The sequence below is a fragment of the Stenotrophobium rhamnosiphilum genome (genome assembly GCF_003052265.1).
Taxonomy (GTDB): domain Bacteria; phylum Pseudomonadota; class Gammaproteobacteria; order Nevskiales; family Nevskiaceae; genus Stenotrophobium; species Stenotrophobium rhamnosiphilum.
The window spans coordinates 20,295-43,097 of record NZ_QANS01000009.1 but is presented as its reverse complement, the minus strand read 5'-3'; the positions used below and the strand labels follow the sequence as shown (position 1 = coordinate 43,097).

Annotated in this window: 16 protein-coding genes; 3 read left to right on the top strand and 13 right to left on the bottom strand. The window is 52.5% G+C overall.

The window, feature by feature from the left end:
• Nucleotides 1-22: 22 nt before the first annotated feature.
• The 5 genes from CJD38_RS17755 to CJD38_RS17735 all read right to left on the bottom strand — a co-directional run bounded on the left by CJD38_RS17755 (nt 23) and on the right by CJD38_RS17735 (nt 8,592).
• Nucleotides 23-3,130, bottom strand: a complete 3,108-nt coding sequence (locus CJD38_RS17755) for a TonB-dependent receptor (protein ID WP_206363069.1) — start codon at nt 3,128-3,130, stop codon at nt 23-25.
• Between the two features lie 144 nt (nt 3,131-3,274).
• The gene (locus CJD38_RS17750) at nt 3,275-4,249 is read right to left on the bottom strand and encodes a FecR family protein (RefSeq protein ID WP_107941734.1); all 975 of its coding nucleotides are present in this window, start codon (nt 4,247-4,249) and stop codon (nt 3,275-3,277) included.
• Nucleotides 4,242-4,784, bottom strand: a complete 543-nt coding sequence (locus CJD38_RS17745; RefSeq protein WP_206363068.1) for an RNA polymerase sigma factor — start codon at nt 4,782-4,784, stop codon at nt 4,242-4,244. Before CJD38_RS17745 ends, CJD38_RS17750 begins: the two co-directional genes overlap by 8 nt.
• A 219-nt stretch (nt 4,785-5,003) precedes the next feature.
• On the bottom strand, nt 5,004-5,408 hold the full coding sequence (locus CJD38_RS17740) for a DUF2147 domain-containing protein (protein WP_107941732.1): 405 nt from the start codon (nt 5,406-5,408) through the stop codon (nt 5,004-5,006).
• A gap of 46 nt (nt 5,409-5,454) precedes the next feature.
• On the bottom strand, nt 5,455-8,592 hold the full coding sequence (locus tag CJD38_RS17735) for a TonB-dependent receptor (protein ID WP_161554287.1): 3,138 nt from the start codon (nt 8,590-8,592) through the stop codon (nt 5,455-5,457).
• Between the two features lie 249 nt (nt 8,593-8,841).
• Between CJD38_RS17735 and CJD38_RS17730 the strand changes: the two genes are divergently transcribed.
• Complete coding sequence (locus CJD38_RS17730; RefSeq protein ID WP_107941730.1) at nt 8,842-9,402, top strand: RNA polymerase sigma factor; 561 nt, start codon at nt 8,842-8,844, stop codon at nt 9,400-9,402.
• Between the two features lie 13 nt (nt 9,403-9,415).
• Nucleotides 9,416-10,480, top strand: a complete 1,065-nt coding sequence (locus CJD38_RS17725) for a FecR family protein (protein ID WP_107941729.1) — start codon at nt 9,416-9,418, stop codon at nt 10,478-10,480.
• A gap of 56 nt (nt 10,481-10,536) precedes the next feature.
• Here CJD38_RS17725 and CJD38_RS17720 read toward each other — a convergent pair whose 3' ends face one another.
• From CJD38_RS17720 to CJD38_RS17685, 8 genes are all read right to left on the bottom strand, one after another.
• Nucleotides 10,537-10,995, bottom strand: a complete 459-nt coding sequence (locus tag CJD38_RS17720; RefSeq protein ID WP_107941728.1) for a DUF2147 domain-containing protein — start codon at nt 10,993-10,995, stop codon at nt 10,537-10,539.
• A gap of 7 nt (nt 10,996-11,002) precedes the next feature.
• On the bottom strand, nt 11,003-14,155 hold the full coding sequence (locus CJD38_RS17715; protein ID WP_107941727.1) for a TonB-dependent receptor: 3,153 nt from the start codon (nt 14,153-14,155) through the stop codon (nt 11,003-11,005).
• A gap of 152 nt (nt 14,156-14,307) precedes the next feature.
• Entirely contained in the window at nt 14,308-15,390 is a 1,083-nt protein-coding gene (locus CJD38_RS17710) for a FecR family protein (RefSeq protein ID WP_161554286.1), read from the bottom strand.
• Nucleotides 15,391-15,398: 8 nt separating this feature from the next.
• Entirely contained in the window at nt 15,399-15,950 is a 552-nt protein-coding gene (locus CJD38_RS17705) for an RNA polymerase sigma factor (protein WP_107941725.1), read from the bottom strand.
• Nucleotides 15,951-16,082: 132 nt separating this feature from the next.
• Complete coding sequence (locus tag CJD38_RS17700; RefSeq protein ID WP_206363067.1) at nt 16,083-16,835, bottom strand: SGNH/GDSL hydrolase family protein; 753 nt, start codon at nt 16,833-16,835, stop codon at nt 16,083-16,085.
• A gap of 110 nt (nt 16,836-16,945) precedes the next feature.
• On the bottom strand, nt 16,946-17,845 hold the full coding sequence (locus CJD38_RS17695; protein WP_107941723.1) for an alpha/beta hydrolase: 900 nt from the start codon (nt 17,843-17,845) through the stop codon (nt 16,946-16,948).
• The gene (locus CJD38_RS17690) at nt 17,838-19,508 is read right to left on the bottom strand and encodes an alpha/beta hydrolase (RefSeq protein WP_107941722.1); all 1,671 of its coding nucleotides are present in this window, start codon (nt 19,506-19,508) and stop codon (nt 17,838-17,840) included. The genes CJD38_RS17695 and CJD38_RS17690 overlap by 8 nt, the downstream gene beginning before the upstream one ends.
• A 28-nt stretch (nt 19,509-19,536) precedes the next feature.
• On the bottom strand, nt 19,537-21,948 hold the full coding sequence (locus CJD38_RS17685; RefSeq protein ID WP_206363066.1) for a TonB-dependent receptor: 2,412 nt from the start codon (nt 21,946-21,948) through the stop codon (nt 19,537-19,539).
• 185 nt (nt 21,949-22,133) lie between these two features.
• On the opposite strand from CJD38_RS17685, the gene CJD38_RS17680 reads away from it, so the two are divergent.
• Nucleotides 22,134-22,775, top strand: a complete 642-nt coding sequence (locus CJD38_RS17680) for a TetR/AcrR family transcriptional regulator (protein ID WP_107941720.1) — start codon at nt 22,134-22,136, stop codon at nt 22,773-22,775.
• The last annotated feature ends 28 nt before the right edge of the window (nt 22,776-22,803 follow it).

Sequence of the window (22,803 nt, the reverse complement as noted above, 5' to 3'; positions counted from 1 at the left end):
AACACTTCGCATCACCGCACGCTTACTCCGCGCCAAAGTGGTAAGTCATGTTCAGACCATAGGTACGTGGATTTGCAAAGATCTGCCCGGTCGCACCGTTCACATCCGTGAGCGGAATACCGCTGACCAGATAATCATCTTTGTTCAGAACGTTCTTGCACCAGAGCGCAATTTCCGTCCGCGCATCGCTAGACATCCATGCGATGCGTGTATCCACAAACGCAGCCTTATCGGACGTCAGAGCATGCTTCGTGCCTGGTTCCAAAACGATCGGTGTCGTGTTGGTGTCCGGCGGATCCGAAAAGCCAACGGCGATTCCGCGGTCACACACACCACCGTAAGTGAAGCAGTAACTGCCGCGATCAAAGCCGTTGTAGATCTCCGACGTGTAGCGAACTGCAACGCTCGGTGTGATCGTGGCTCGGCTGGCCATACGGAAGGTGTAGTCCGTCATGAAGAACGCTTGCACGCGTGGCACGCGCGGCATCGGTTCGTCGCTGCGATCGAGATAGTTCACCTCGCCGGACTGGCGCAGGATGTTCAGCTTCGTCTGCTTCTCGTTCCACTCCTTGATGTCGGCATCGGTAAAGGAACCGTTGAGCATCACGCGCCAATCGGGCAACGGCATCACAATAAATTCCGCCTCGATACCCTGAATCACTGACTTACCGACATTCGATACATACGGAATCGGTGCGCCGACGTAGCTGATGCCCGTACTGGTCAACTGCATGTCCGTGTAGTCCATGTAGAACGCAGCGAAGTTGGCTTGCACACGATTGTCCAATGCCTGCGTCTTCAAACCGACTTCGTAGTTCTTGACGTATTCCGGTTTGAACTCGACCGGATCGCCGGTGCCATTACCGTTGTCGTCAGCAGCACCCGCCGTGACGCCGCCAGAGTGAAAGCCTTGGCTGTAAGTGAAGTAGGCCATGCCGGCGTTGAGGTGCAGCGCCTTCAGAACGTCATCGCTTGCCTTGTATTTGAGGCTGAGCATCGGCGTCCAAGCATCATCCTTGCGACGCAGTGAATCACCTGGCATCGCGCCCAGTACGAAATTCGCCGGGTCGATGGTTTCATTGACGCCTTCTATCGTAGTCACGCAAAGCTTGCCGGGCTGGCTCGGACTCAAGCAGGCACCGAACTGCCAGTCGAGCACCGGTTTAAATCCGGGCTCAGTTGAATACGCGAAAACAGTTCCGATGGCTTGATTGCCGCCGCTCCCTGTAATGGTTCCGTTGACCATGCTTTTCGGATCGACATTGTTCTTGGCGTAACGCGACCAGCGATCTTCATTGGTGTAGCGCAGGCCAGCCGACAACTGCCATTCCTTCGTGATGTCGAAATCCATCTGGCCAAACCAAGCCCAAGCTTTGTTTTTTGTTTCCAAGCGTTCTTTTGCAGGCTCCAGTCCGAAGGTATAGAACTCCTCTGGCGGACGGCCCGCGTAAAAGCCCGGAGCCTGTGCCACACCGGCGGAGAGGATCAACTCGTCATGCGGCGTCTTCTCACCGAAGAAGTACACGCCCGTGCTGAAGAACAGACGATCGTTAAAAGTAGAACCCGTTAACTGGAATTCTTGTGACAGCTGACTGGTAAACGTCATCGACGGCTGCACACGCAGCAGATAAGGCCCGCCTACAGCGTCCAGATCTTCATCGGCGATCTGTCCGGTTTTTCTCCAAGCGCTGATGCTCTTGAACTCCATGCCAGAGATCGGACCCACATCACCGATGTGCCATTTAGCCGTGCCGCCCAGCGTGCTGGTATCAACCCAGTAGCGAGCCTGCGGCTGCAAGTCACTGGCACTGCCCGGTGCGTTGTTACGATAGTCGATGCCATTGGCAAGATCGCTGGAGAAGCGGTCCTGCGGCAGCGCTTCGGACGCGCGGCATTCGGATTCGAAAGTAGGAACTCCCAGCGTACCGCTGAAAAAATCCAGAAGACCAACCTGCGCGGATCGGATATATCCCGGCGCACGCAGGAACTTACATTTCTGCGGACGAGGACGTTCACGAATGCGCGTACGTTCACCGAGGATATCGATGCTGAGATCGCTTGTTGGCAGAATGCGAACTTGCGCGATGCCAGACATGCGATTGTCGTTGCCCCATTTGCTGTGGTCGACTTCGTTAGTGAAAAAACCCTCGCTCTGCATGCTCGACAAGGTCAGACGACTGAGCAAGAAGTTGTCGACGATTGGCACATCGAACGCTACCGATGCATCGCGTCGGCCGAAGCTGCCAATGCTGGTGCTGAGATGGCCGCCAAAAGTGTTGCTCGGCTTCTTCAGCGTGATGGAAATTGCACCACCGGTTGCGTTACGACCAAACAGTGTGCCTTGTGGACCACGAAGCACTTCTACATTTTCCACATCGGCCACATCAAACAATCCACCTGATGGACGACCGATATAAATGCCATCGACGTAAGTACCGACGCCTGGATCGAGCGTTACTTTCGTTTCACGCTGACCAATACCGCGAATGAAAGGATTGTTGTCTTTCTTGATGCCGTTACCGCCACCACCCATGTTCAAGCCAGGAACGATGCCTTCAAGATCGCCCATGGTGCGAACGCCCATCGTCTTGATGTCGTCAGCTGAGATTGCAGTGATCGAAATGGGAACATTCTGACTGGACTCTGCACGCTTACGCGCAGTCACAATCACTTCTTCGATGCCGCCCTTCTTGACCGTTGTAACGTTAGAAGCTTGTTCAGTGGCAGCGGTGCCTGCATCAGTTACCGCTCCGAGGGCGGCTGCGTCCCCCGGAACGGTTAAGGCGTTTGGGCTTGATGTCTCCGAGCCCGCAGGCGCGAGTTTCGACATGCGCTCAATATCTTCAGTGCGCGCAATCGCCATTGCGCCCGATGCATCTCGCGCGACTGAGAATGGCGTGCCTGCCAAGATTTTTTCTAGTGCGACTTCTGGGGAGTAATCACCCGACACGCCTGGCGTTTGCACGCCTTTAACCTGATCAACGCGATAAATGATTTGCGCGCCGGTCTGACGAATGTAGCTATCAAGCGCTACGCTCAGATCCCCGGGAGCAAGTTGGAAACTTTGCGGTTGCGCAAGCACTGCTGGCACAACGATAGACAACAAGAGACCTGCAACAGCAGATCTCATTCTATTTTTATACGACATCCTTGTGTCTCCTCTCTATCGGCTCTCAATGGCCGCTTCTGATTGAGACAACTCTCGCTGTTAATTCCGGAACATCGAAATTATTTTTCGTCACCGACTCAATGTAAAGCCGATGACTTTTCTTATTCATTCTTGCTGCGCGATCCAAAGCTGACCTTTGTGATCCACGACTGACAATCCGTATGCACGCTGCAACAGTCGACCAAACGCATCGACATTGTTCGCTTCAAAACTACCACTGATTCGCGTATCGATTATTTTAGGATCTTCAATCAAAATCTTTTTCTCGTTATAGCGATTGAATTGCTCAGCAACGCTGGCCAATGAGGTTCGATCAAAAACCAGATAACCACGTCGCCATGCCAATTCACTTTCAACTTTTTCTGGCGAGGCCATCGCAACCATCATCGAGCCAGATTCAGAGACCACCATATTGCCGGGCGTAATGATGGCCGACTTCAGCGGCTTGGTTGTGTCCACACCTTCTACTCTCACACGGCCTTCCGCAACCATGACCTCAATGCGATCGTGATCACGTCGCACCAAGAAGTGCGTACCCAACACAACGATGCGTCGATCTCCTGCATACACAACGAAAGGACGCTTCTCATCGTGCGCCACTTCGAAATAGGCCTCACCTTTATCCAACCAAACCACGCGCGCTTTTTCATCCACAACTGCGCGTAGATGTGTGTTGGTATTGAGTTCCACGTTAGAACCGTCTTTCAAAGGAACGGTTTCGTGACCACCCACCATCGTCACGTAACGCTGTGTGCCATTCCCCATCCATTGCTGCGCGCCAAAAATACTCAGGCTCATCACCAGCAAAAATCCCGCTGCCATTGCCAGCCAGCGCTTTTTAGAATCAGGTTGGTACGGCGAATGAACTGGGGCCACTTGGCTCAAGGATGAGCTGCGCAAAGCAGCCATCCGATCCACACGTTGCCAGCCGTATTCCATGCGCAGCATGGCGACGCGATGCGCGGTAGATTCCGACAACCAAGCGTCCAGCTCCGCTTGATCGCTGGCGCTCCAATCAGCACGCTCTCGCTTGACGCACCAAGCGACGGCACTTTCTTCAATTCGAGTTGCGTTACTCATGTCCAACCGCCTCGTGCTTACGCGAACCCTTCGGCTTGCGCTCAATCTTGCCGGAGCCTCCCAGCATGAAATTAATTAGTGCACGCATTCCATACATCATGTGCTTCTCTACCGTATCTTCGCCGACACTTAATTGCGCTGCGACTTCGCGCTGGGACAAACCTTCGATTCTTCTGAGCATCACCACCTCACGACAACGAGGCGGCAAATTATTCAAACCAATCTGTAACTGACGTAATTCATCTCTGGCGGTGACCTCGCGCTCCGGAGTCACCATATCTATTGCGACGTTCATCGCGTCCAAATCTGCCACAGCCTCAATAGAAACAATTCGCGCGCGGCGCACGTGATTGATCAGCAGGTTGCGCGCCGCCATAAAGACGAAGGGCTTGGTCTGTGAAGGCAGACCTTTAAGGCCAGACTCATAGATGCGCACATAGAGTTCCTGCCGCAGATCGACCAAATCCGATTCGTTGCGCCAGTTACGCCGGAAGAATCGCATCAACAAAGGCTCCAGCGGCAGGACCTCCCGCATGAACCACTCGTTGACTTGCCCTGCATCTTCCATTGCTACCCCATCAAACAAAGATGACTTGTCTCCAATTAACTAAAGACAACTGGTCCGTAGAAATCCGGAACATCTTTTTTTGGGAAAGTGACTGGCAGGCGCCAGCCAGTGAAGTCCGTTTCGTTTAAGTGTTGAATTTAAATGAAATGTTGGGATATTGAGTTAGTAATTTGATGGGGCCGAGCGCTATTTTGGCTTTTCAGCTCGCGTCCACTTCTGGGTAATTCCGAACAGTGGAACGCCGAGATAGCCATGCAGGTCAAGCGTGTTGGCATCAACGACGGTTAAACGAACTGAATAGGTGTTGCCATCGTCAGGATTGTAAATGGTGCCGCCTTGCCAGCGACCTTGGCCGTCATACGTCAGACCTTTGATGATGTCTTGTCCTAAAAGGTTTTGTGATCGCTTTGCATCAACGGGGTTTTTCACATCGTTCTTAACAACACCATCCGTTGAGCCTACGACACGTCCTCGATAAACATCTGCCACACGGTAAATCTCAACATAGCCGCGCTTGTCTGCGTCTAGCCAAACACCTAAAACTGCATCGGCAGCCGGCGCACTATGCGCCGGTGCCGATACAAAAAGCATGCAGATCAAAACAAGAATGCATTGAACACTTCGAATCACCGCGCTCTTACTCCGCGCCAAAGTGATAGGTCATATTCATGCCGTAGGTGCGTGGATTTGCGTAGATCAAACCTGTAGCACCATTGACGTCGGTGAGCGGAATGGCGCTGACCATATAATCATCTTTGTTCAGCAGGTTCTTGCACCAGAGTGCAACTTCCATCCGCGCATCACTCGACATCCATGCGACGCGTGTATCAACAAATGCGGCCTTGTCAGACGTCAAAGCATGCTTCGCGCTTGGTTCCGGCACGATGACCGCATCGTTGGGTGGATCAAAGAAGCCGCGGTTATTGCCGCGATCGCAGACGCCGCCGTAGGTATAGCAATAGCTACCGCGATCGAAGCCGTTGTAAAGCTCTGTCGTGTAGCGGACCGAAACTCCCGGCGTGATCGTGGCGCGGCTAGGCAGACGGAATGTGTAGTCCGTCATGAAGAAAGCCTGAAAGCGCGGCACGCGTGGCATCGGTTCGTCACTGCGATCGATATAGGTCACTTCACCCGAACGACGCATGAAGTCCAGCTTCACCTGCTTCTCGTTCCACTCCTTAATGTCGGCATGCGTGTAGCCCCCGTTGAACATGACGCGCCAGTCGGGCAACGGCATCACAATGAATTCCGCCTCGACGCCTTGAATCACTGACTTGCCGACATTCGACACATACGGAACCGGGATGCCAACAACGCTGATACCCGTGCTACTCAGCTGCATGTCGGTGTAGTCCATGTAGAACGCAGCGAAGTTGGCTTGTACTCGATTGTCCCAGGCCTGCGTCTTCAAACCGATTTCGTAGTTCTTGACGTATTCCGGTTTGAACTCGATCGGATCACCAACGCCATTACCGTTGTCATCAGGCGCACCCGCGGTGACACCGCCGGAGTGAAAGCCTTGGCTGTAAGTGAAATAGGTCATGGCTTCGTTGAGATGCAGAGCCTTCAATACTTCACTGCTGGCCTTGTATTTCAAGCTGAGCATCGGTGTCCACGCATCGTCCTTGCGACGCTTCTCGTCTCCTGGCATCGCCCCTATAACGAAATTCGCTGGATTGGTGTTTTCGTCACCGAATGGCGTGACCACGCAAAGCTTGCCGGGCTCGCTAGGACTCATGCAAGAACCGAACTGCCAATCGAGCACTGGCTTGAGGCCCGGCAAGGTTGAGTACGCGAACACCGTTCCCGCGCCCTGACTGCCGCCACTCCCTGTGATGACGCCATTGACCATGGTCTTCTGATCAACATTATTCTTGGAGTAGCGCGACCAGCGATTCTCGTTGGTATAACGAACACCGGCTGAAAGCTGCCACTGCTTGGTGATGTCGAAATCAAACTGTCCGTACCAAGCCCAAGCTTTGTTGTCTGTTTGCAGACGTTCTTTTGCAGGTTCTAATGCCAGCGTATAGAACTCCTCCGGCGGACGACCACCGAAATCACCTGTTCCTTGGCTCAAGCCGGCGGACAAGATCAGCTCATCACGTGGCGTCTTCTCGCCGAAGAGATACACACCAGTACTGAAGAACAGACGGTCGTTAAAAGTGGCGCCTGTCAGCTGGAATTCCTGCGAGAGCTGATTAGTAAACGTCATCGATGGCTGAACACGCAGCAGATAAGTTCCGCCGACGGCATCCAAATCCTCATCGGCGATCTGACCGGTTTTTCTCCAAGCACTGATGCTCTTCAATGCCAAGCCAGAGATCGGGCCGACGTCGCCGATATTCCATTTAACAGTGCCGCCCAGCGTGCTGGTATCCACCCAGTAACGGGCCTGCGGCTGTATGTCACTGGCACTGCCCGGAGCGTTGTTGCGATAGTCGATGCCCTCAGCAAGGTCGCTGGAGAATTTATTCTGAGGGAGATCTCCCGATGCGCGGCACACGGATTCAAAAGTGGGAACCCCAACGCTGGCGTTTGCGAGATCCATCAGCAGGCCCGTAAAGGATCTGATGTATCCAGGTTCTCTCAAGAATTTACATTTTTGCGGACGAGGCCGTTCACGAATGCGCGTGCGCTCGCCGAGGATGTCGATGCTGAGATCGCTGGTCGGCAAGATGCGGACTTGCGCGATGCCAGACATACGATTGTCGTTACCCCAGTTGCTGTGATCGACGACGTTAGTGAAGTATCCGTCGTTCTGCATGCTCGACAGGGTCAGCCGACTGAGCACGAGGTTGTCGACGATCGGTATATCAAACGCCACCGAGGCATCGCGCCGGCCGTAGTTGCCGATGTTGGTGTTGACATGGCCGGCGAAACTGTTGCCCGGCTTCTTCAGCGTGATCGAAATCGCACCGCCGGTCGCGTTACGACCAAACAGCGTGCCTTGCGGGCCGCGAAGCACTTCTACGTTTTCTACGTCGGCAACGTCAAACAAACCACCTGATGGACGCCCGATATAAATGCCATCGACGTAAGTGCCAACACCAGGATCAAGCGTTACCTTTGTTTCACGTTGGCCAATGCCGCGAATGAATGGATTATTGTCTTTCTTGATGCCGTTACCGCCACCACCCATGTTCAGGCCAGGAACAATGCCTTCAAGATCACCCATGGTGCGAACGCCCATGGCTTTGATGTCGTCAGCGGATATCGCGGTAATGGAAATGGGAACACTCTGACTAGACTCAGCACGTTTACGTGCAGTCACAATCACTTCTTCGATGCCGCCTTTCTTAACGGTCAATACTTCAGAATTTTTATCTGTTGTTGACGTAGCATTCGCGCTTGCATCAGTTGGAGCGTCTAGTCCTGAGTTCGGGCCGCCTTGAGCAATCTGCGCCATGTTGCTCTGGCCTTCCACAAAAGGGGAGCCGGTAATGTCGCCCTCCTTAACGACAGCGTATTTTTCATCACCGATTGCGCGGTAGATCAGTCCCGTACCATTTAACAATTTTTGAATCACTTGATCTGGAGTGAACTCTCCCTGCACGGCAGGCGCGGTGAGTCCACCAACAAGCTCGGGCGAATAAATCAGCGTTCGGTTGCTCAACACCGAGAACTGATTGAGTGATGACGATAATTCCTGCGCAGGAATATCGAAACGAATAAGGGGCTCAGCCGCTAAAGCGGGCATTGAGCCGCAAACCATAAAGAACATCAGCGATATAAGAATCGCCTTGAGTGCGCTGACTTTTTTTGCGATTTGTCCCATTACGGTCTCATCACATCGCCGTTCTAGTCGATGTGATCTTTCTTCTGAAACATTATTTTTTGTCATTTTATCCCCCGCAGCCTTGGCGTAATTGCCGAGTACATATCCGCAAGACGCGCTGCAACCAAGACACCCCTCCTCCGATGAAATATATCGCCAGAATCATTGCGCCTGCCTATTTTCTGACTTAGCTTTGAATCTTGGGGAGAGCCGCACATGAATGCGGCCATAACTATTCGAGGGTAATCGATGGCCAATATAGGCGTTGATATGGATGTAGTTCCAGAGACGGAGAATCGTATCTCTGCAGAATTTAACGGCGAGCTGGACCTTCTGGTTCGTCGTTACCAGTCTGCTTTGCTGCGTTATTTCAGCAAGCGCATCAGCAATAGAGCAGATGCGGAAGATCTGGTGCAAGAAGTATTTATTAGAATTGCGAGACAAGGCAACACGACGAATATTGATCATGTTGAAGCTTATTTATTTCAAACGGCATCTAACCTGCTGCGCGATCGTGCGCGACGCGAGGCCACACATCACGCGAGCCAACATATCTCTTTCGAAGATTCTGGTTACGAAGGTGAGTCTCCGTCCGAAGAGCGCGTCTATGAAGGCAGAGAGGCGATTGAACAATTTCTCGAAGTTGTTGCCGGCATGCCGCCAAGACGTCGAATGGTATTTTTAATGCACCGCTTCATGGGTTTGAGTTACGGCGCAATTGCACTGCGCCTTGGCATCAGCGCCAGCGTTGTCGAGAAGCATATGTCTCGAGCCTTACTTCAATTTCACGCTTCGCTTGGGCCGTTATAACGCGGACATATAGATGAATAAAATAACCTCAACAACCCGCATTATTCCTCCCGCCACTCGCGAAGCCGCTAATTGGTTTGCTCGTTTACGTGCGGATGACGTTAGTGAACAAGATCGCATGCGCTTTGATGAGTGGCTGGATAAAGACACCGCGAATCGAAAGGCCTATGCAGAATTTGAACGCTTCTGGTCAACGACCGGTAGCTATGCAAGAGATCCGATGGTGGCTGAGGCCACGCACTCGGCTGTAGCGGATATTCCTGCGCCACGATTTATCAATGAAGTCGCGCCAGTAAAACCCAAGCGGACCATGATCTTCGCAATAGCGGCATCAATCTGCATCACGACGATTGGCGTTGCCACATTGGTTTTTTGGCCTAATACCAATAGCTCCTATCAAACGGCGATAGGAGAGCAACGCGCCATTTCGCTGCCCGATGGATCACGCGTAACTTTGAATACGGACTCTCTCATTCGCATTAATTACACGGATACCGTGCGAACTATCCGGCTGGAGCGTGGCCAAGCGTATTTCCGCGTTGCAAAGGAGCATCGCCCCTTTGCCGTTGAGACCAAGAACAGAATTGTTTATGCCATCGGTACCGCATTTGATGTCTATCAAGATAAGGCAGATGTCGTTGTTACTGTTGCTGAAGGAACCGTGCTGGTCACGGATCCGGGCGCTCTGACAAATGCAAAGCCTGCAGAATCCTCTGGGAAATTTGTGCGCGCTAGCCAGCGTCTTCTCATTGCCAACGGGCATTCAGTCACGTCGACGACTGTTGAGACTGCCCCGATGGATCGGAGCATCGCTTGGTTATCGGGCAAGCTCGTTTTCAATGACGAAGGGCTAATGCAAGCCGTTGCAGAAGTGAATCGATACTCCAAGCGCCACATCATCATTGGAGATCAGCAATTGAAAGCCCTGCGCGTCAGCGGTGTGTTTCCTGTTGGAGAGCCGGCTGAATTTGTGGACTCAATGAGCAAGTACTTTGCGCTCTATGCGGAGCCTGATGCGGATGGAAATATTGTTCTTTATCCGCAAGCCAAGATGAAGTCCCTAGAGACTTCATCTTGATTCTTTATATTGATTCGGTTCTTGCGACGCTTTTTATTTGAAGAATAGAAACTGCGCTATTGCAATGTCATCGCTTTAGCTTTTTCAGCTCGCGTCCACTTCTGGGTAATTCCGAACAGTGGAACGCCGAGATAGCCATGCAGATCCAGCGTGTTGGCATCAACGACGGTTAAGCGAACCGAGTAAGTGTTGCCGTCATCGGGGTTATAAATGGTGCCGCCTTGCCAGCGACCTTGGCCGTCATACGTCAGGCCTTTGATGATGTCTTGACCTAAAAGACTCTGTGATCGTTTTGCATCAACGGGGTTCTTTACATCGTTCTTGACAACGCCATCCGTTGAACCTACGACACGTCCTTGATAGACATCTGCCACGCGGTAAATCTCAACATAGCCGCGCTTGTCTGCGTCTAACCAAACACCTACAACCGCATCGGCAGCCGGCGCGCTATGCGCCGGTGCCGATACGAACAACATGCAGATCAGAACAACAATGCATTGAACATTTCGAATCACCGTGCGCTTACTCCGCGCCGAAGTGATAGGTCATGTTCATGCCGTAGGTGCGTGGGTTTGCGTAGATCTGTCCGGTTGCACCATTCACATCTGTGAGCGGAATGCCGCTGACCAAATAGTCGTCCTTGTTCAGAACGTTCTTGCACCAGAGTGCAATTTCAGTCCGCGCATCACTCGACATCCATGAAATGCGTGTATCCACAAATGCAGCCTTGTCAGACGTCAAAGCATGCTTCGTGCCTGGTTCCAAAACGATAGGAGTCGTGTTGGTATCCGGTGGATCCATGAAGCCAACAGCGATGCCGCGATCACACACACCACCGTAAGTGAAGCAATAGCTGCCGCGATCAAAGCCGTTGTAGATCTCCGACGTGTAGCGAACTGCGACGCTCGGCGTGATCGTTGCTCGGCTAGCCAGACGGAAGGTGTAATCCGTCATGAAGAAGGCCTGCAGGCGTGGCACGCGTGGCATTGGTTCGTCGCTACGATCGAGATAGTTCACTTCGCCGGAGTGACGCGCAGTGTCGAGTTTCGTCTGCTTCTCCATCCATACTTTGATATCAGCATCGGTAAAGGAGCCGTTCATCATGACGCGCCAATCAGGCATTGGCATGAATACGAATTCTGCCTCGATGCCTTTGATCACTGACTTGCCGACATTCGATACATAGGGGATCGGCGCGCCAACGAAGCTGATGGCCGTGCTGGTCAACTGCATGTCCGTGTAGTCCATGTAGAACGCAGCGAAGTTGGCTTGCACGCGATTGTCGAATGCCTGCGTCTTCAAACCGAACTCGTAGTTCTTCACGTATTCAGGCTTGAACTGCACTGGATCACCCGTGCCGTTGCTATTGTCATCAGCTGCACCCGCCGTGACACCACCGGAGTGGAAGCCTTGGCTATAAGTGAAATAGGCCATGCCGGCGTTGAGATGCAGCGCCTTCAGCACTTCATCGCTTGCCTTGTACTTGAGACTCAACATCGGCGTAAAGGCGATGTCTTTGCGGCGCATCTCATCACCCGGCATAGCGCCCAGCACGAAATTCGCTGGATTGAGTGATTCGTCTTCGAATCCTGTCGCCAAGCAAAGTTTGCCGGGCTGGCTGGGGCTCAAGCAGGCACCGAACCTCCAGTCGAGCACCGGCTGATATCCCGGCAAAGTCGATGTCGCGTAAACAGTGCCAACTGCCTGACTGCCACCACTCGTCGTGATGTCGCCTCTGACCATGCTCTTTGGATCGACAGTGCCCTTGGAATAGCGCGACCAGCGATCTTCGTTGGTGTAGCGCAGGCCGGCCGACAGCTGCCATTCCTTCGTGATGTCGAAGTCCATCTGGCCGAACCAGGCCCAAGCCTTGTTGTTGGTTTCCAAGCGCTCCAATGCAGGTTCAAATCCTAGCGTGTAGAACTCCTCCTCGGGGCGGCCATTAAAGAATCCGGGCCCCTGCGCAATGCCGGCTGACAAAATCAGATCATCATGCGGTGTCTTCTCACCGAAGTAGTACAGACCGGTGCTGAAGAACAAGCGATCGTTAAACGTTGAGCCGGTCAACTGGAATTCCTGTGAGACCTGACTGGTAAACGTCATCGATGGTTGAACACGCAGCAGATAAGGTCCGCCGACGGCGTCCAGATCTTCATCGGCGATCTGGCCGGTTTTTCTCCATGCGCTGATGCTCTTGAACGTCAAGCCAGAGATCGGGCCAATGTCGCCGATATTCCACTTAGCGGTGCCGCCCAAGGTGCTGGTATCAACCCAGTAGCGAGCCTGCGACTGCAAGTCGCTCTCACTGCCGGGGGCGTTGTTGCGATAGTCGATGCCTTGAGCAAGATCGCTGGAGAATTGATCTTGAGGAAGATTTTCTGATGCACGGCATTGGGATTCAAAAGTAGGGGTTCCCAAAAATCCGCTGATGACATCTAGGAAACCAACCTGCGCAGATCGAATATATCCGGGTGCGCGCAGGAACTTACATCTCTGTGGACGAGGACGTTCACGAATGCGCGTGCGCTCGCCGAGGATATCGATGCTGAAATCGTTGGTCGGCAGAATGCGAACTTGTGCGATGCCGGACATGCGATTGTCATTGCCCCATTTGCTGTGATCGACGACGTTGGTGAAGAAGCCTTCGCTCTGCATGCTCGACAAGGTCAAGCGAGTGAGCAGAAGGTTTTCGACGATTGGCACGTCAAACGCCACCGACGCATCGCGTCGGCCGTAGTTGCCGATGTTGGTGTTGAGATGGCCGGCGAAAACGTTGCCCGGCTTCTTCAACGTGATCGCAATCGCACCACCAGTCGCGTTACGGCCGAACAGCGTACCTTGCGGGCCACGCAGCACTTCTACATTTTCGACATCAGCAACATCAAACAAACCGCCTGATGGACGACCAATATAAATGCCATCGACATAAGTGCCAACGCCTGGATCGAGCGTTACTTTCGTTTCGCGCTGACCGATGCCGCGAATAAATGGGTTGTTATCTTTCTTGATGCCGTTACCACCGCCGCCCATGTTCAAGCCAGGAACGATGCCTTCGAGATCACCCATGTTGCGAACGCCCATGGTCTTGATGTCGTCAGCGGATATAGCTGTGATGGAAATGGGAACGTTCTGACTGGACTCTGCACGCTTACGTGCAGTCACAATCACTTCTTCGATGCCGCCTTTTTTGACTGTCGATACGCTCGTATCGGCTTCAGGCTTTTCGCCAACAGTCTCTACGCCTACTGCCGCATCAGCAGCACCATTAGCGGTCGGCAGCCCTTCTTGCGCAAGCGTTGTCATTGCGCCATCGGGGCTTCTGGCAAAAGGGATTTTACTGACGTCGCCCTCCTCAACGACAAACGCATTCGCGCCCACGCTGCGGTAGGAAATCCCCGTGCCGATCAACATACGATTGAGCGCTTCTAGCGTTGTATAACGCCCGCTAATCGCATTCGATTTTTTTCCGGCTACAAGTTCTTGCGGAATTAGAATTTCAAAATCTGCTTGGAGTGCAAGAGCTTTCAGCGCTGATCCAGCATCTTGTGATTCGACCTTGAGGTCTTTTGCATCCTGCGCCCATGCAACTGATGTGCTCAGTGCAGCAACGACAATGCTGATATTTAAAAGCTTGCGGCACGCAAGCAGAACGAAGCGCCACTTAATCCTTTTCATTATCTCCTCCAGAAAACGGCGCTTCTCGTTTTTGTGCGCCTATTCTCTACAACGGATCGCGAAAGAATGACCTCAGTGTAATTTTTATTTTTATCGCAAAAATCTTGCACGCTTGTTCTGAGTGACTCAATGACAGTGCGAAAGATACCAGTCTATTGAGCAACAGGTTCAGCATTATTTTTTGCGCGCTCTTGAACTCGTGCAGAAGAAGCACTTTGCACAGGCCATGGCATCGATGCATTGGGCTCTACCAATAAACCGCCACCGACTGCTGTCGCTTTTACGGGATACGAAGATCTCAGCGCATCAACAAAAGTCTCAGCGCGACCCGCGCGAAATACACCGCTGATATGAATATCCGCAAGATCGGGATCAATCACAATCAGCTTGACGCTTGAGTAGCGATTCACTTCTTGAATGACATCCCCGAGGCGTTCGTTTTCAAAAACCAATCGCCCACTGAGCCATGCCGTCGTTCTGACAAGACTGGCCACATGCGTAGGCGAGATTCCTTCAGATGTAACGCGGACCTGTTGGCCCGGCGTGAGAACGGCATGCTGCACCGTCGCTGAATCTGAAGCCGTTAGTGATGTCACGTCCACTTTGCCTTGGATCAAGGTCACTTCCACATCCTCGCCATGGCGATAGACGTCGAAGGCCGTACCCAAAGCGCGGATTAAGCCTGAGCCCGCATCGACTTCAAACGGACGCACCACTGCATGTGCGACTTTAAAATGCGCCTGCCCACGTTCAAGGAAAACGCGGCGAGAAAATAATGTGAATTCGACTCGAATCGCTGAGTCTGTATTGAGCGTGACTTCACTGTCGTCGGCGAGATAAACCGTGTGTCGATCGCCAGGCTCAGTTTGATAACTGGCACGCTGAAGCGGCAGCAGCGTCATTGTCAGAATGACGCCGATACTAATAATGGCGACGCTAGCAGCAAGCGCACGGAAATCCCTGCGCCGTCCGATGCGATGAGGATTCAGCACACGCGTCGATTCTGTAACGGCTTCCTTTCTCAGCGCGATGACGGGTTCTGCTAAAGACAGCGAAGAGAAATCCGACCACATGCGTTCGAATGCGCGATATTCCTTCTCATGCTCAGGGCTGGCAGCGAGCCATTGATTAAATTCGCTCTGCAAACGAGGCTCACGATAATCCGACCGCATCTTGGCGAACCACTCGGCGGCTTCATCCTCAACGGACTTGATTACACGTGCTTTTGGAGGCATGCCCTTTTTCATAGGCCACCCTGCCATTTTTGTTTTAACTGCTTTATTGCGTGAATCATGTGCTTTTCCACGGCGCTGACGGATATATCAAAGCGCCTTGCAATCTCCGAGTAACTCAATCCCTCGTATTTGTGCAGCAAAAAAACGATGCGGCATTTAGGAGTCAGCCCGCTTAAGACCAGCAAGAACTGATTTAAAGACTCCTTACCTTCATAAACGCTTTCTTCGGAAGGAACCTCACCAATATCCACCGCATCATCAATCGTGACGTGATGGCCCTGGAACCTAGACTTGTCTCGCCGCACACGATCGCGGAGCACATTGGCCGCGATTTGGAATAGAAACGCCTCTGGCTGCCAGATATTTACTGAGGAATCGAGTCGCGTTATTTTTATGAATACTTCTTGGGCGAGATCTTCAGCATCAGCCGAAGAAAACGAGCGCCGCTCAAAGAATCGGATCAAAGCCGGCTGAAAACGCTTAAACAACGCCGCAACCTCAACGCTTGAAAACGCTTCATGCGCTGGGGTCTCTGACACTGTTATCCCAATCTCTGGCATCTCGTCTCCACAAGCCGAGCCAAACTCACCTATCCATAGGCCATATGAGCATGTACCGCAAGCGATTGCGGGCTCTGTACCTTATGTAAACGCAGGGAAAATCCAATCCCTCAGGTCTATTTTTATCTTTATTTATCGGGCCGGGCCCAATAACGCGTTTAATCCCTGCGCCACTGCGGTCATTGACGTGTGCGTGGGGTGGATAGGCGCTCCCATCAGGCCCTTACGTGGATGCATGCCATTGATCCATGGATCGGAAGCGCAGACATCATGGCCTTGGGTCAGATGCTTGGCGTCCATCAGCAATGCGCCATGGCCCTCTGCTGCTGCATAGGTCACCGCAGCGAGTTTCTCGGCGATGGAATGCATTTGGGCAACTTGCGCTTCGCTTAAGCCGAGTCGCTCGCATGTCCCCTTCTGCGGCAGGATGGTTTGGTAGTTCAGCAATACAACTTGAGCCTTCGGCGCACGTCGATGGACTTCATCGATGATGGCGACAAGATGCTCAAACAATTTGGGCAACGCCTGCTCCATCTCTTGCGTGCTTCGCGTCTTGCATCCTCCAATGGCCCGCACATACCAAGGTGCGCTGTCATCGCAGCCCATCGCCATGATGTTGGCGGTGTAGCCGATGTCATTGCCGCCGATGGTTACGGTGACGAGTTCAGTCTCCGTTGTTACAGCGTCGATCTGTGCAGGCAACATCAACAACCCGCCGCCGAGGATGCCTTTGGTGGTGGCGCCACCGCAGCTCACATCCACCAGAGAAAGGCCGCGTAAGCTTGCGAGTTGATGCGCATAGTTGTCCTGCGAGCGTGCGCAAAACCAAGGGCTGTTCTCGGCTGCTTGCGTGATCGCGGGCCCGGCTGCGAAGGAACTTCCCATGGCGACATATTGCGGCCGTCCCTTTGTTGGACGGCCTTCAATATAAATGTGCGCGATGAATCCCATCACCAGAACAATTAGGGCAATGAAAATCCACGCTGCTACGCGGCCTATTTTCTTGAGACCCACTGTGCAATCTCGGATACGGCTTGATAGTGCGCTGGCGACGGCTCAGTTCCAACGAATCCATGTTTCTGATTCGGGAAGGTCTTTATTTCCACGTCGACGCCCGCCTGTTTCAAGCGATCCGCATACGCGAGTCCTTCATCTCTTAGAAGATCTTCTTCTGCAATGATGAATAAAGCTTTAGGCAATCCAGAAACATCTTTAACGCGATACGGCGTTGCAAGGTCATGGCTCGTTTGACCTTGCTGCCATTCTTTGCTGCCCTTCAGATATAAGCGCCAGATGTCTTCAATACCCACACGGGTCAATGGATATTCTTTGCCGCCGTGGCTAACGTAAGACGGCCACTCAGTAGAAACATGATCGGTTACGGGATAAATCAGGATCTGCCCCTTCAATTTTCCCGGATGTCGTGTGCGTGCTTGCAATGCAACAACCGCGGCAAGATTTCCGCCTGCGCTATCACCACAGATCAGAATCTGATTCGGGTTTCCGCCCAATTTTTCTACGTTGTCAATCAGCCAATCCAGCGCTTCGAGGCAGTCATTCACGCCAGCCGGGAAAGGATTTTCAGGTGCAAGTCGATAATCGACTGAAAGAATGATGTGCCCTGTCTGACGGCATAAATCACGGCACAAGGGATCATGCGTGTTCACATCGAAGCCCACCCATCCACCGCCGTGGAAAAACAAAATGACCGGCAACGGGGCCGATGCCCCTGATCGGCCCTTGGGCTTATACGTTCTTGCCGGGATAGGCGCTGCGCCTGATCCAACGTTGATGGATTCAACATCAACCGTCGCATCCACTTTTCCGCGCCACTTCATCTTCACCGCGATTCGGATGAGCAAACGGAGCATGCGGATCTTCAAAATTTCAAACATGGCTAATTCCTGCTTGTTGATTGCCAAACATCCGATTCAAGAAAAGCGCGAGCGCTCTCGGAAACACACTGGAGTGCGTCTCATCGTCCAGACACAGATACTCAACGCTGCATGAGGTATCGCTTTTCAGCTTAGAAGCGTATTCCTCTGATTGAGGAATGCCGGCAAGCGTATTAAACGCATTGGTTTTCTCTTCCGCGCCGATGGTGACGAGGATGTCTCTTACCTTTCCAGTTTTTGCTAGGCCGCCATCGCTCTTCAACATCCAGTTGTCACTGATGGCCACGCCGGGGCTAAAAGCGCCGAATGCTTTGAACTGCGTAGTCGCCTGCGCTGCCTCATAGCCAATATAAGTGCCTGCTGCTGAGTGTCCCAATAGATACAACTGCGACAAATCTATCGGCAACTCCTGTGCAAGCTTTGGCAGCAACTCTTTCGATAAGAATTGATGGAACTCAGAGGCCAATCCAAAATGGTCTCGGACATTTCTTCCAAACATTGCAAAGATCGAAATAAAGAACCGCCCCAAAGGATTTGCAAACGCAGCCTCAGTTACCGGAGGAGAAAGCTCTTCAAATCGGCGAAGTCCAAAACTGATATCGCCTTCTGCCCGCGGCACGCCGATACCAATCGTGATGACGTCCGCAATCTCGTTGGTAGACGACATTCGCGTGGCCGTCTCCATCACACATGACCACGTTGTATTGGCATCCAAAGCGAATACGGCGGGATATGTTTTTCCTTTACTCAGCGGCCTTGAAGGAAGCGACACGAATATTTCGAAATTCCTGTCCATTATTTCCGAGCGGAATACATGTCGGTTCGGCGCGCCAACAAGCTGACTTCCTTGGCCTGATAGTTTTTTAGCGAAACGAATAAATGGTACGGCTCGCGAAAGCATCGCGGAAACCAGCGGCCCTTTGAGCGACATCATCTCCTGGCCATACGCATGGCCCGTACTCCAGAACGTGCGTACGCCATGAATCAGCGCTGGAATCACGCAGCCTTCATCACTTGCCTCATCGAGGCGGTTATAGACAATGCCATTGGATGTCGAAGCAGATGAAGATTGACGAGTACTCCACGTAGCGCGTGGTCGACCATTAATCGGCACGACGTTCCACGCAGACGATTCAACTTCGGCGCCTGCGATGATGATTCGATCGACAGGCGATCCCGCTTTGTTCATTAACAAGCTGACGCTTGGCGCATTGTGCTTGGTGAGCAGCAGCGCCACTTCCCCACTCTTCACTCTGAATTTGGATCGACACCACGCGATGATGCTTTCTAGCCTCGCCGCCTGCAGCTGTGAATCTTCTTCCGACAACAAGGGATCATGGTGATCGATGACAATACATTCTTCGACTTCCTTTGTGGCCGCGATGCCTCGCGTCATTTCTATCGCTGAGCCCATAAAGTTCGGGCCCGACGAAAGAACTACTACAGGGTATTTTTTGCTTTTCGATTTTTCATACGAAAGCGGAACTGCAACTGTCACGGTGAACGAATCAGCGCGCAACGCTCCTGTCTCTCTGTACGGCTTTACAAACGGCAGCCGTAGGTAGGTGGATTCAACTTCATTCGTAATGAATGCGCAGTCGCTTTCATCCGCTTTTAATGACACTCCAAATTGATTGGTGTCGTAAGGCATTTTGCTTTCCATCGATATTATTCTTAGCGCTGAGGTGCCGTCAGAAATTGAACGACAGTCGCGCGATCAAGGTGCGCGGCTTGATATAGACGTGATCTTTCGGGAACTGCGGGTTGTTTACACCGCTGATAATTCCACGCGTATCAGTCGCATTGCTCAAGGTGAGCGAGAGCTCTGGCTTGGACATTATTTCCGGATTACGCAGAGTCAAATTCAAATCCAGCGTTTTGTATCCAAAAACCGTATCCAAGTAGTTCAAGGTATTCGGTGCGCTGCTGATCGTCGTGTAGGTCGCTGATCCACCGCCTATCCATGACGACCACAGGCTGTGACTATAGGAAACCGTAGAAGAGGACTGCCACTTGGCCGCCAGCGGCCAACTCGTTCCCGGTTTAACCGCGTCTCCGTTACTTGCGGTAAATGGAACGGTCGTTACGGTATCGACATAGGAGCCCGCGAAAGCGACTTCCAATCCCGGGATAAACGTTAGATAACGGATCGCTGTCTCGACACCGAGCGAACGAGCACCGCCGACGTTATCGAAGAATGAACCCAGACCGCTTGCATCAGCCTGCTGCAGCTGAGGCTGTTTCCACTGCAGATAGAACGGTGTTACGTCGACGAATAGCGTGTTGTCGAGCCAGTTGGTACGCAGTCCAATTTCGTAGTTCCAAATATAGTCAGACTTGAAGGTGTCGGGCGCTGTTGAAGTGAGCGTGCCTACCAGTACTTGCGCACCGCCGTATCTGAAGCCTTTGCTTACAGATCCATAGATGTTCATGTCATCGTTAATTTGATATTTGATCGCGAACTTTGGATTGAGTCCTCGCTCTACCAGTGTCCCCTCGTTAACACCCTGACTGCTACCCGCTGGCAATGTTTTGGTGATCGCCAAGGGACCAGAGAAAAAAACTCGGCTGTCTGAGACAGCACGGAACGCGCGTAAGCCCAATGTAATTTCGAGGTCGTCCCAGAACGTTGCCGTTACTTCACTGAATAAAGCGGCATCCGTAACAATAATCGGATCGGCTTTGCCCTGAACAAGATTGATCTGCCCGTCTGGAGTGATCGTTCCGCCGATGCCCGGAATCAAATCTTCCAGTGTCGGATAAATGATCGAGATCAAGGGGAGCTGAAGACTACTGGCCAGAATATTACTGACCTCATTCATCTCATGCTTTCTATAAAAGATTCCGCCCAACCATTTCCAAGTGTCACTGAAATCGTTATTGGATGTGAATCGCAACTCCTGCATGTAACTCGTCGACTCGTTGTCGTTGGTGATGGTTACGCTAGGAGGCGGGCTTGGCAGAAGATTTCCAATGCGCGATCCATCGGCAATCGCGTGGAAATTTTTATACGTTCTGCTGGTCTGAGACAGCACGTCGAACTTTTCGAAGGAATACTGCACGCCGATTGATTCGAGGTCATATCGCGTATGTGTCGGGCTAGCTTGCGGAGTATTGGATCGGCTGAGGTTGCCGTCTCGGTTATCAGTTAAGGCGGTATCGTGAATGAACGTGCGCTGTAGCGTAGCGAGCGCAGAAATTTTCCAGCTATCGTTGGGCCGCCAAAGCGCGAGGGCGCGGCCGCCCTGCTGGTCGATAGCGTTAACGTTATCGATATTGCGCCCGAGATCATCGACCCAGCCCGGTGACTTGCGGTCAAAACCAACCAAACGGAAAGCAACCGTTTCGCCGACGGGAATATTGATTGCGCCGCCGAATGATCGACCAGTGTCGCTACTGATGACGTTCTCATATTGGCCATACGTTTTGACCGACCACTGACCGAGCTGCGGTTCTTCTGGGATGTATCGCACAGCGCCGTTGAGCGCTGAGCCGCCAAACAGCGTTCCCTGCGGGCCCTTCAAGACTTCGATTCGTGCCATATCAAAGGGATTTGGATCGAGCGTGACGCGAGGCAGAATCGGGTCGTCGAAGGGAATGTCACCGAGGAACACACCGACCGTGTTGCTAGTGTTTAGATCGGCGCCGATGCCACGGAACGTAATACGGCTCGCGGTGGTTGAATCGTTGGTGAAGGTGACACCGGGAACAAGCTTCAAGAAATCTTCTTGGCCTTGCGCACCTTTCTGTTCGAGGTCAGCGCCCGATAACGCCACCACGCTCGACGGCAGATCGCGTGCGTTCTCTGCACGCTTGGTCGCCGTAACAACAATTTCTTCTAGGCGAGCATGCTGCGGCGCCGAAGGCTCAGCTTGTTTCACTGCAATAACCGGAAGCGTTTCTGCTTCTTTTATTTCCACAGGCGTGGGCTGTTCAGCGGCGACTGGGGTAGCGGTGGATTCTGGCGACGGCTCATTGGCAGGCGGCGTTGATCCTTTATCATCGCTGGCGTCGGCAGCCGTCACGTCCGCGAGAAGATCGTTCAGTTCAGTCGAGTTTTCCGCGTTAGCGGCGTTGTCCTGTGCGTAGGAGATTTGCGACACAAACAATAATGTTCCAGCAGCAAGGGGAGCCCCCAAGGCCAACCATGTCGCACCTTTAAAATTCTTCACGCCTCTCCTCCGCAATCCTTTTCGGATCATTATGTTTTACGGTACACTTTGTTCCTAATTGTTATCCTGAATGGTTTGGAATGCAACCCTGTGCAAATGCAAAGGCCTAAATTGATATGCCAGTAACGCCACGCAAAGCCCGCTTAAACCGCGGGGAGCAAAAAGAAATTCGGACGAAAGAGATCCTCGACGCCGCATGGGAACTGTTCTGCGATGTCGGCTACGACTCGATCACGATTGATCAAATTGCCGAAGTCGCCGGCTATTCCCGCAAACCGGTGTACACCTTATTCGGCGACAAGCAGAGTCTCTTCTTCGAACTCTGGCTTTACAGAAACGCCAGCCTGACTGATTTAGCGGTTTCGCTATTTGATCCTGCTCAGTCGCTGCGCGCCAATCTTCGTCGTCTGGCTGAAGTCACCGCTGAACGCAGCAGCCTGTCTGAAACTTATGCAGGTGAAGGGCTTTATATCGTGATGCAAACCATCGCGCTTGGCCGTCCAGATCTCGCCGCGCGCGCACTAGCGGAGTCCGCAGAAGTGATTAAACGCGTCACGAAGGCCATCAAGAGCTGTCCGCTTGAAAAAGGCGAACGCCTACGCGGCAGCGCGGAACTCGTTGCCGCACACCTGATTGCTCACATTAATGGTTTGTCTTTCTTGCGCTTCCAGACCGGAAAGAACTTCATCAAGGCGCAGGACTTGTATGAGATTTTTTTGTACATGGCCATTCAGAGCACGAGCGAGCGTAAGGCTTAGTCTCTAAGCCTTAGCTGGTGCCGAAGAT

What these genes read in the sequence shown, in the direction of transcription:
- CJD38_RS17755 (WP_206363069.1), bottom strand. Translation starts at nt 3,130, where the DNA reads ATGAGATCTGCTGTTGCAGGTCTCTTGTTGTCTATCGTTGTGCCAGCA.
- CJD38_RS17750 (WP_107941734.1), bottom strand. Translation starts at nt 4,249, where the DNA reads ATGAGTAACGCAACTCGAATTGAAGAAAGTGCCGTCGCTTGGTGCGTC.
- CJD38_RS17745 (WP_206363068.1), bottom strand. Translation starts at nt 4,784, where the DNA reads ATGCGGGAGGTCCTGCCGCTGGAGCCTTTGTTGATGCGATTCTTCCGG.
- CJD38_RS17740 (WP_107941732.1), bottom strand. Translation starts at nt 5,408, where the DNA reads ATGCTTTTTGTATCGGCACCGGCGCATAGTGCGCCGGCTGCCGATGCA.
- CJD38_RS17735 (WP_161554287.1), bottom strand. Translation starts at nt 8,592, where the DNA reads ATGGGACAAATCGCAAAAAAAGTCAGCGCACTCAAGGCGATTCTTATA.
- CJD38_RS17730 (WP_107941730.1), top strand. Translation starts at nt 8,842, where the DNA reads ATGGCCAATATAGGCGTTGATATGGATGTAGTTCCAGAGACGGAGAAT.
- CJD38_RS17725 (WP_107941729.1), top strand. Translation starts at nt 9,416, where the DNA reads ATGAATAAAATAACCTCAACAACCCGCATTATTCCTCCCGCCACTCGC.
- CJD38_RS17715 (WP_107941727.1), bottom strand. Translation starts at nt 14,155, where the DNA reads ATGAAAAGGATTAAGTGGCGCTTCGTTCTGCTTGCGTGCCGCAAGCTT.
- CJD38_RS17710 (WP_161554286.1), bottom strand. Translation starts at nt 15,390, where the DNA reads ATGCCTCCAAAAGCACGTGTAATCAAGTCCGTTGAGGATGAAGCCGCC.
- CJD38_RS17705 (WP_107941725.1), bottom strand. Translation starts at nt 15,950, where the DNA reads ATGCCAGAGATTGGGATAACAGTGTCAGAGACCCCAGCGCATGAAGCG.
- CJD38_RS17700 (WP_206363067.1), bottom strand. Translation starts at nt 16,835, where the DNA reads ATGGGAAGTTCCTTCGCAGCCGGGCCCGCGATCACGCAAGCAGCCGAG.
- CJD38_RS17695 (WP_107941723.1), bottom strand. Translation starts at nt 17,845, where the DNA reads ATGTTTGAAATTTTGAAGATCCGCATGCTCCGTTTGCTCATCCGAATC.
- CJD38_RS17690 (WP_107941722.1), bottom strand. Translation starts at nt 19,508, where the DNA reads ATGGAAAGCAAAATGCCTTACGACACCAATCAATTTGGAGTGTCATTA.
- CJD38_RS17680 (WP_107941720.1), top strand. Translation starts at nt 22,134, where the DNA reads ATGCCAGTAACGCCACGCAAAGCCCGCTTAAACCGCGGGGAGCAAAAA.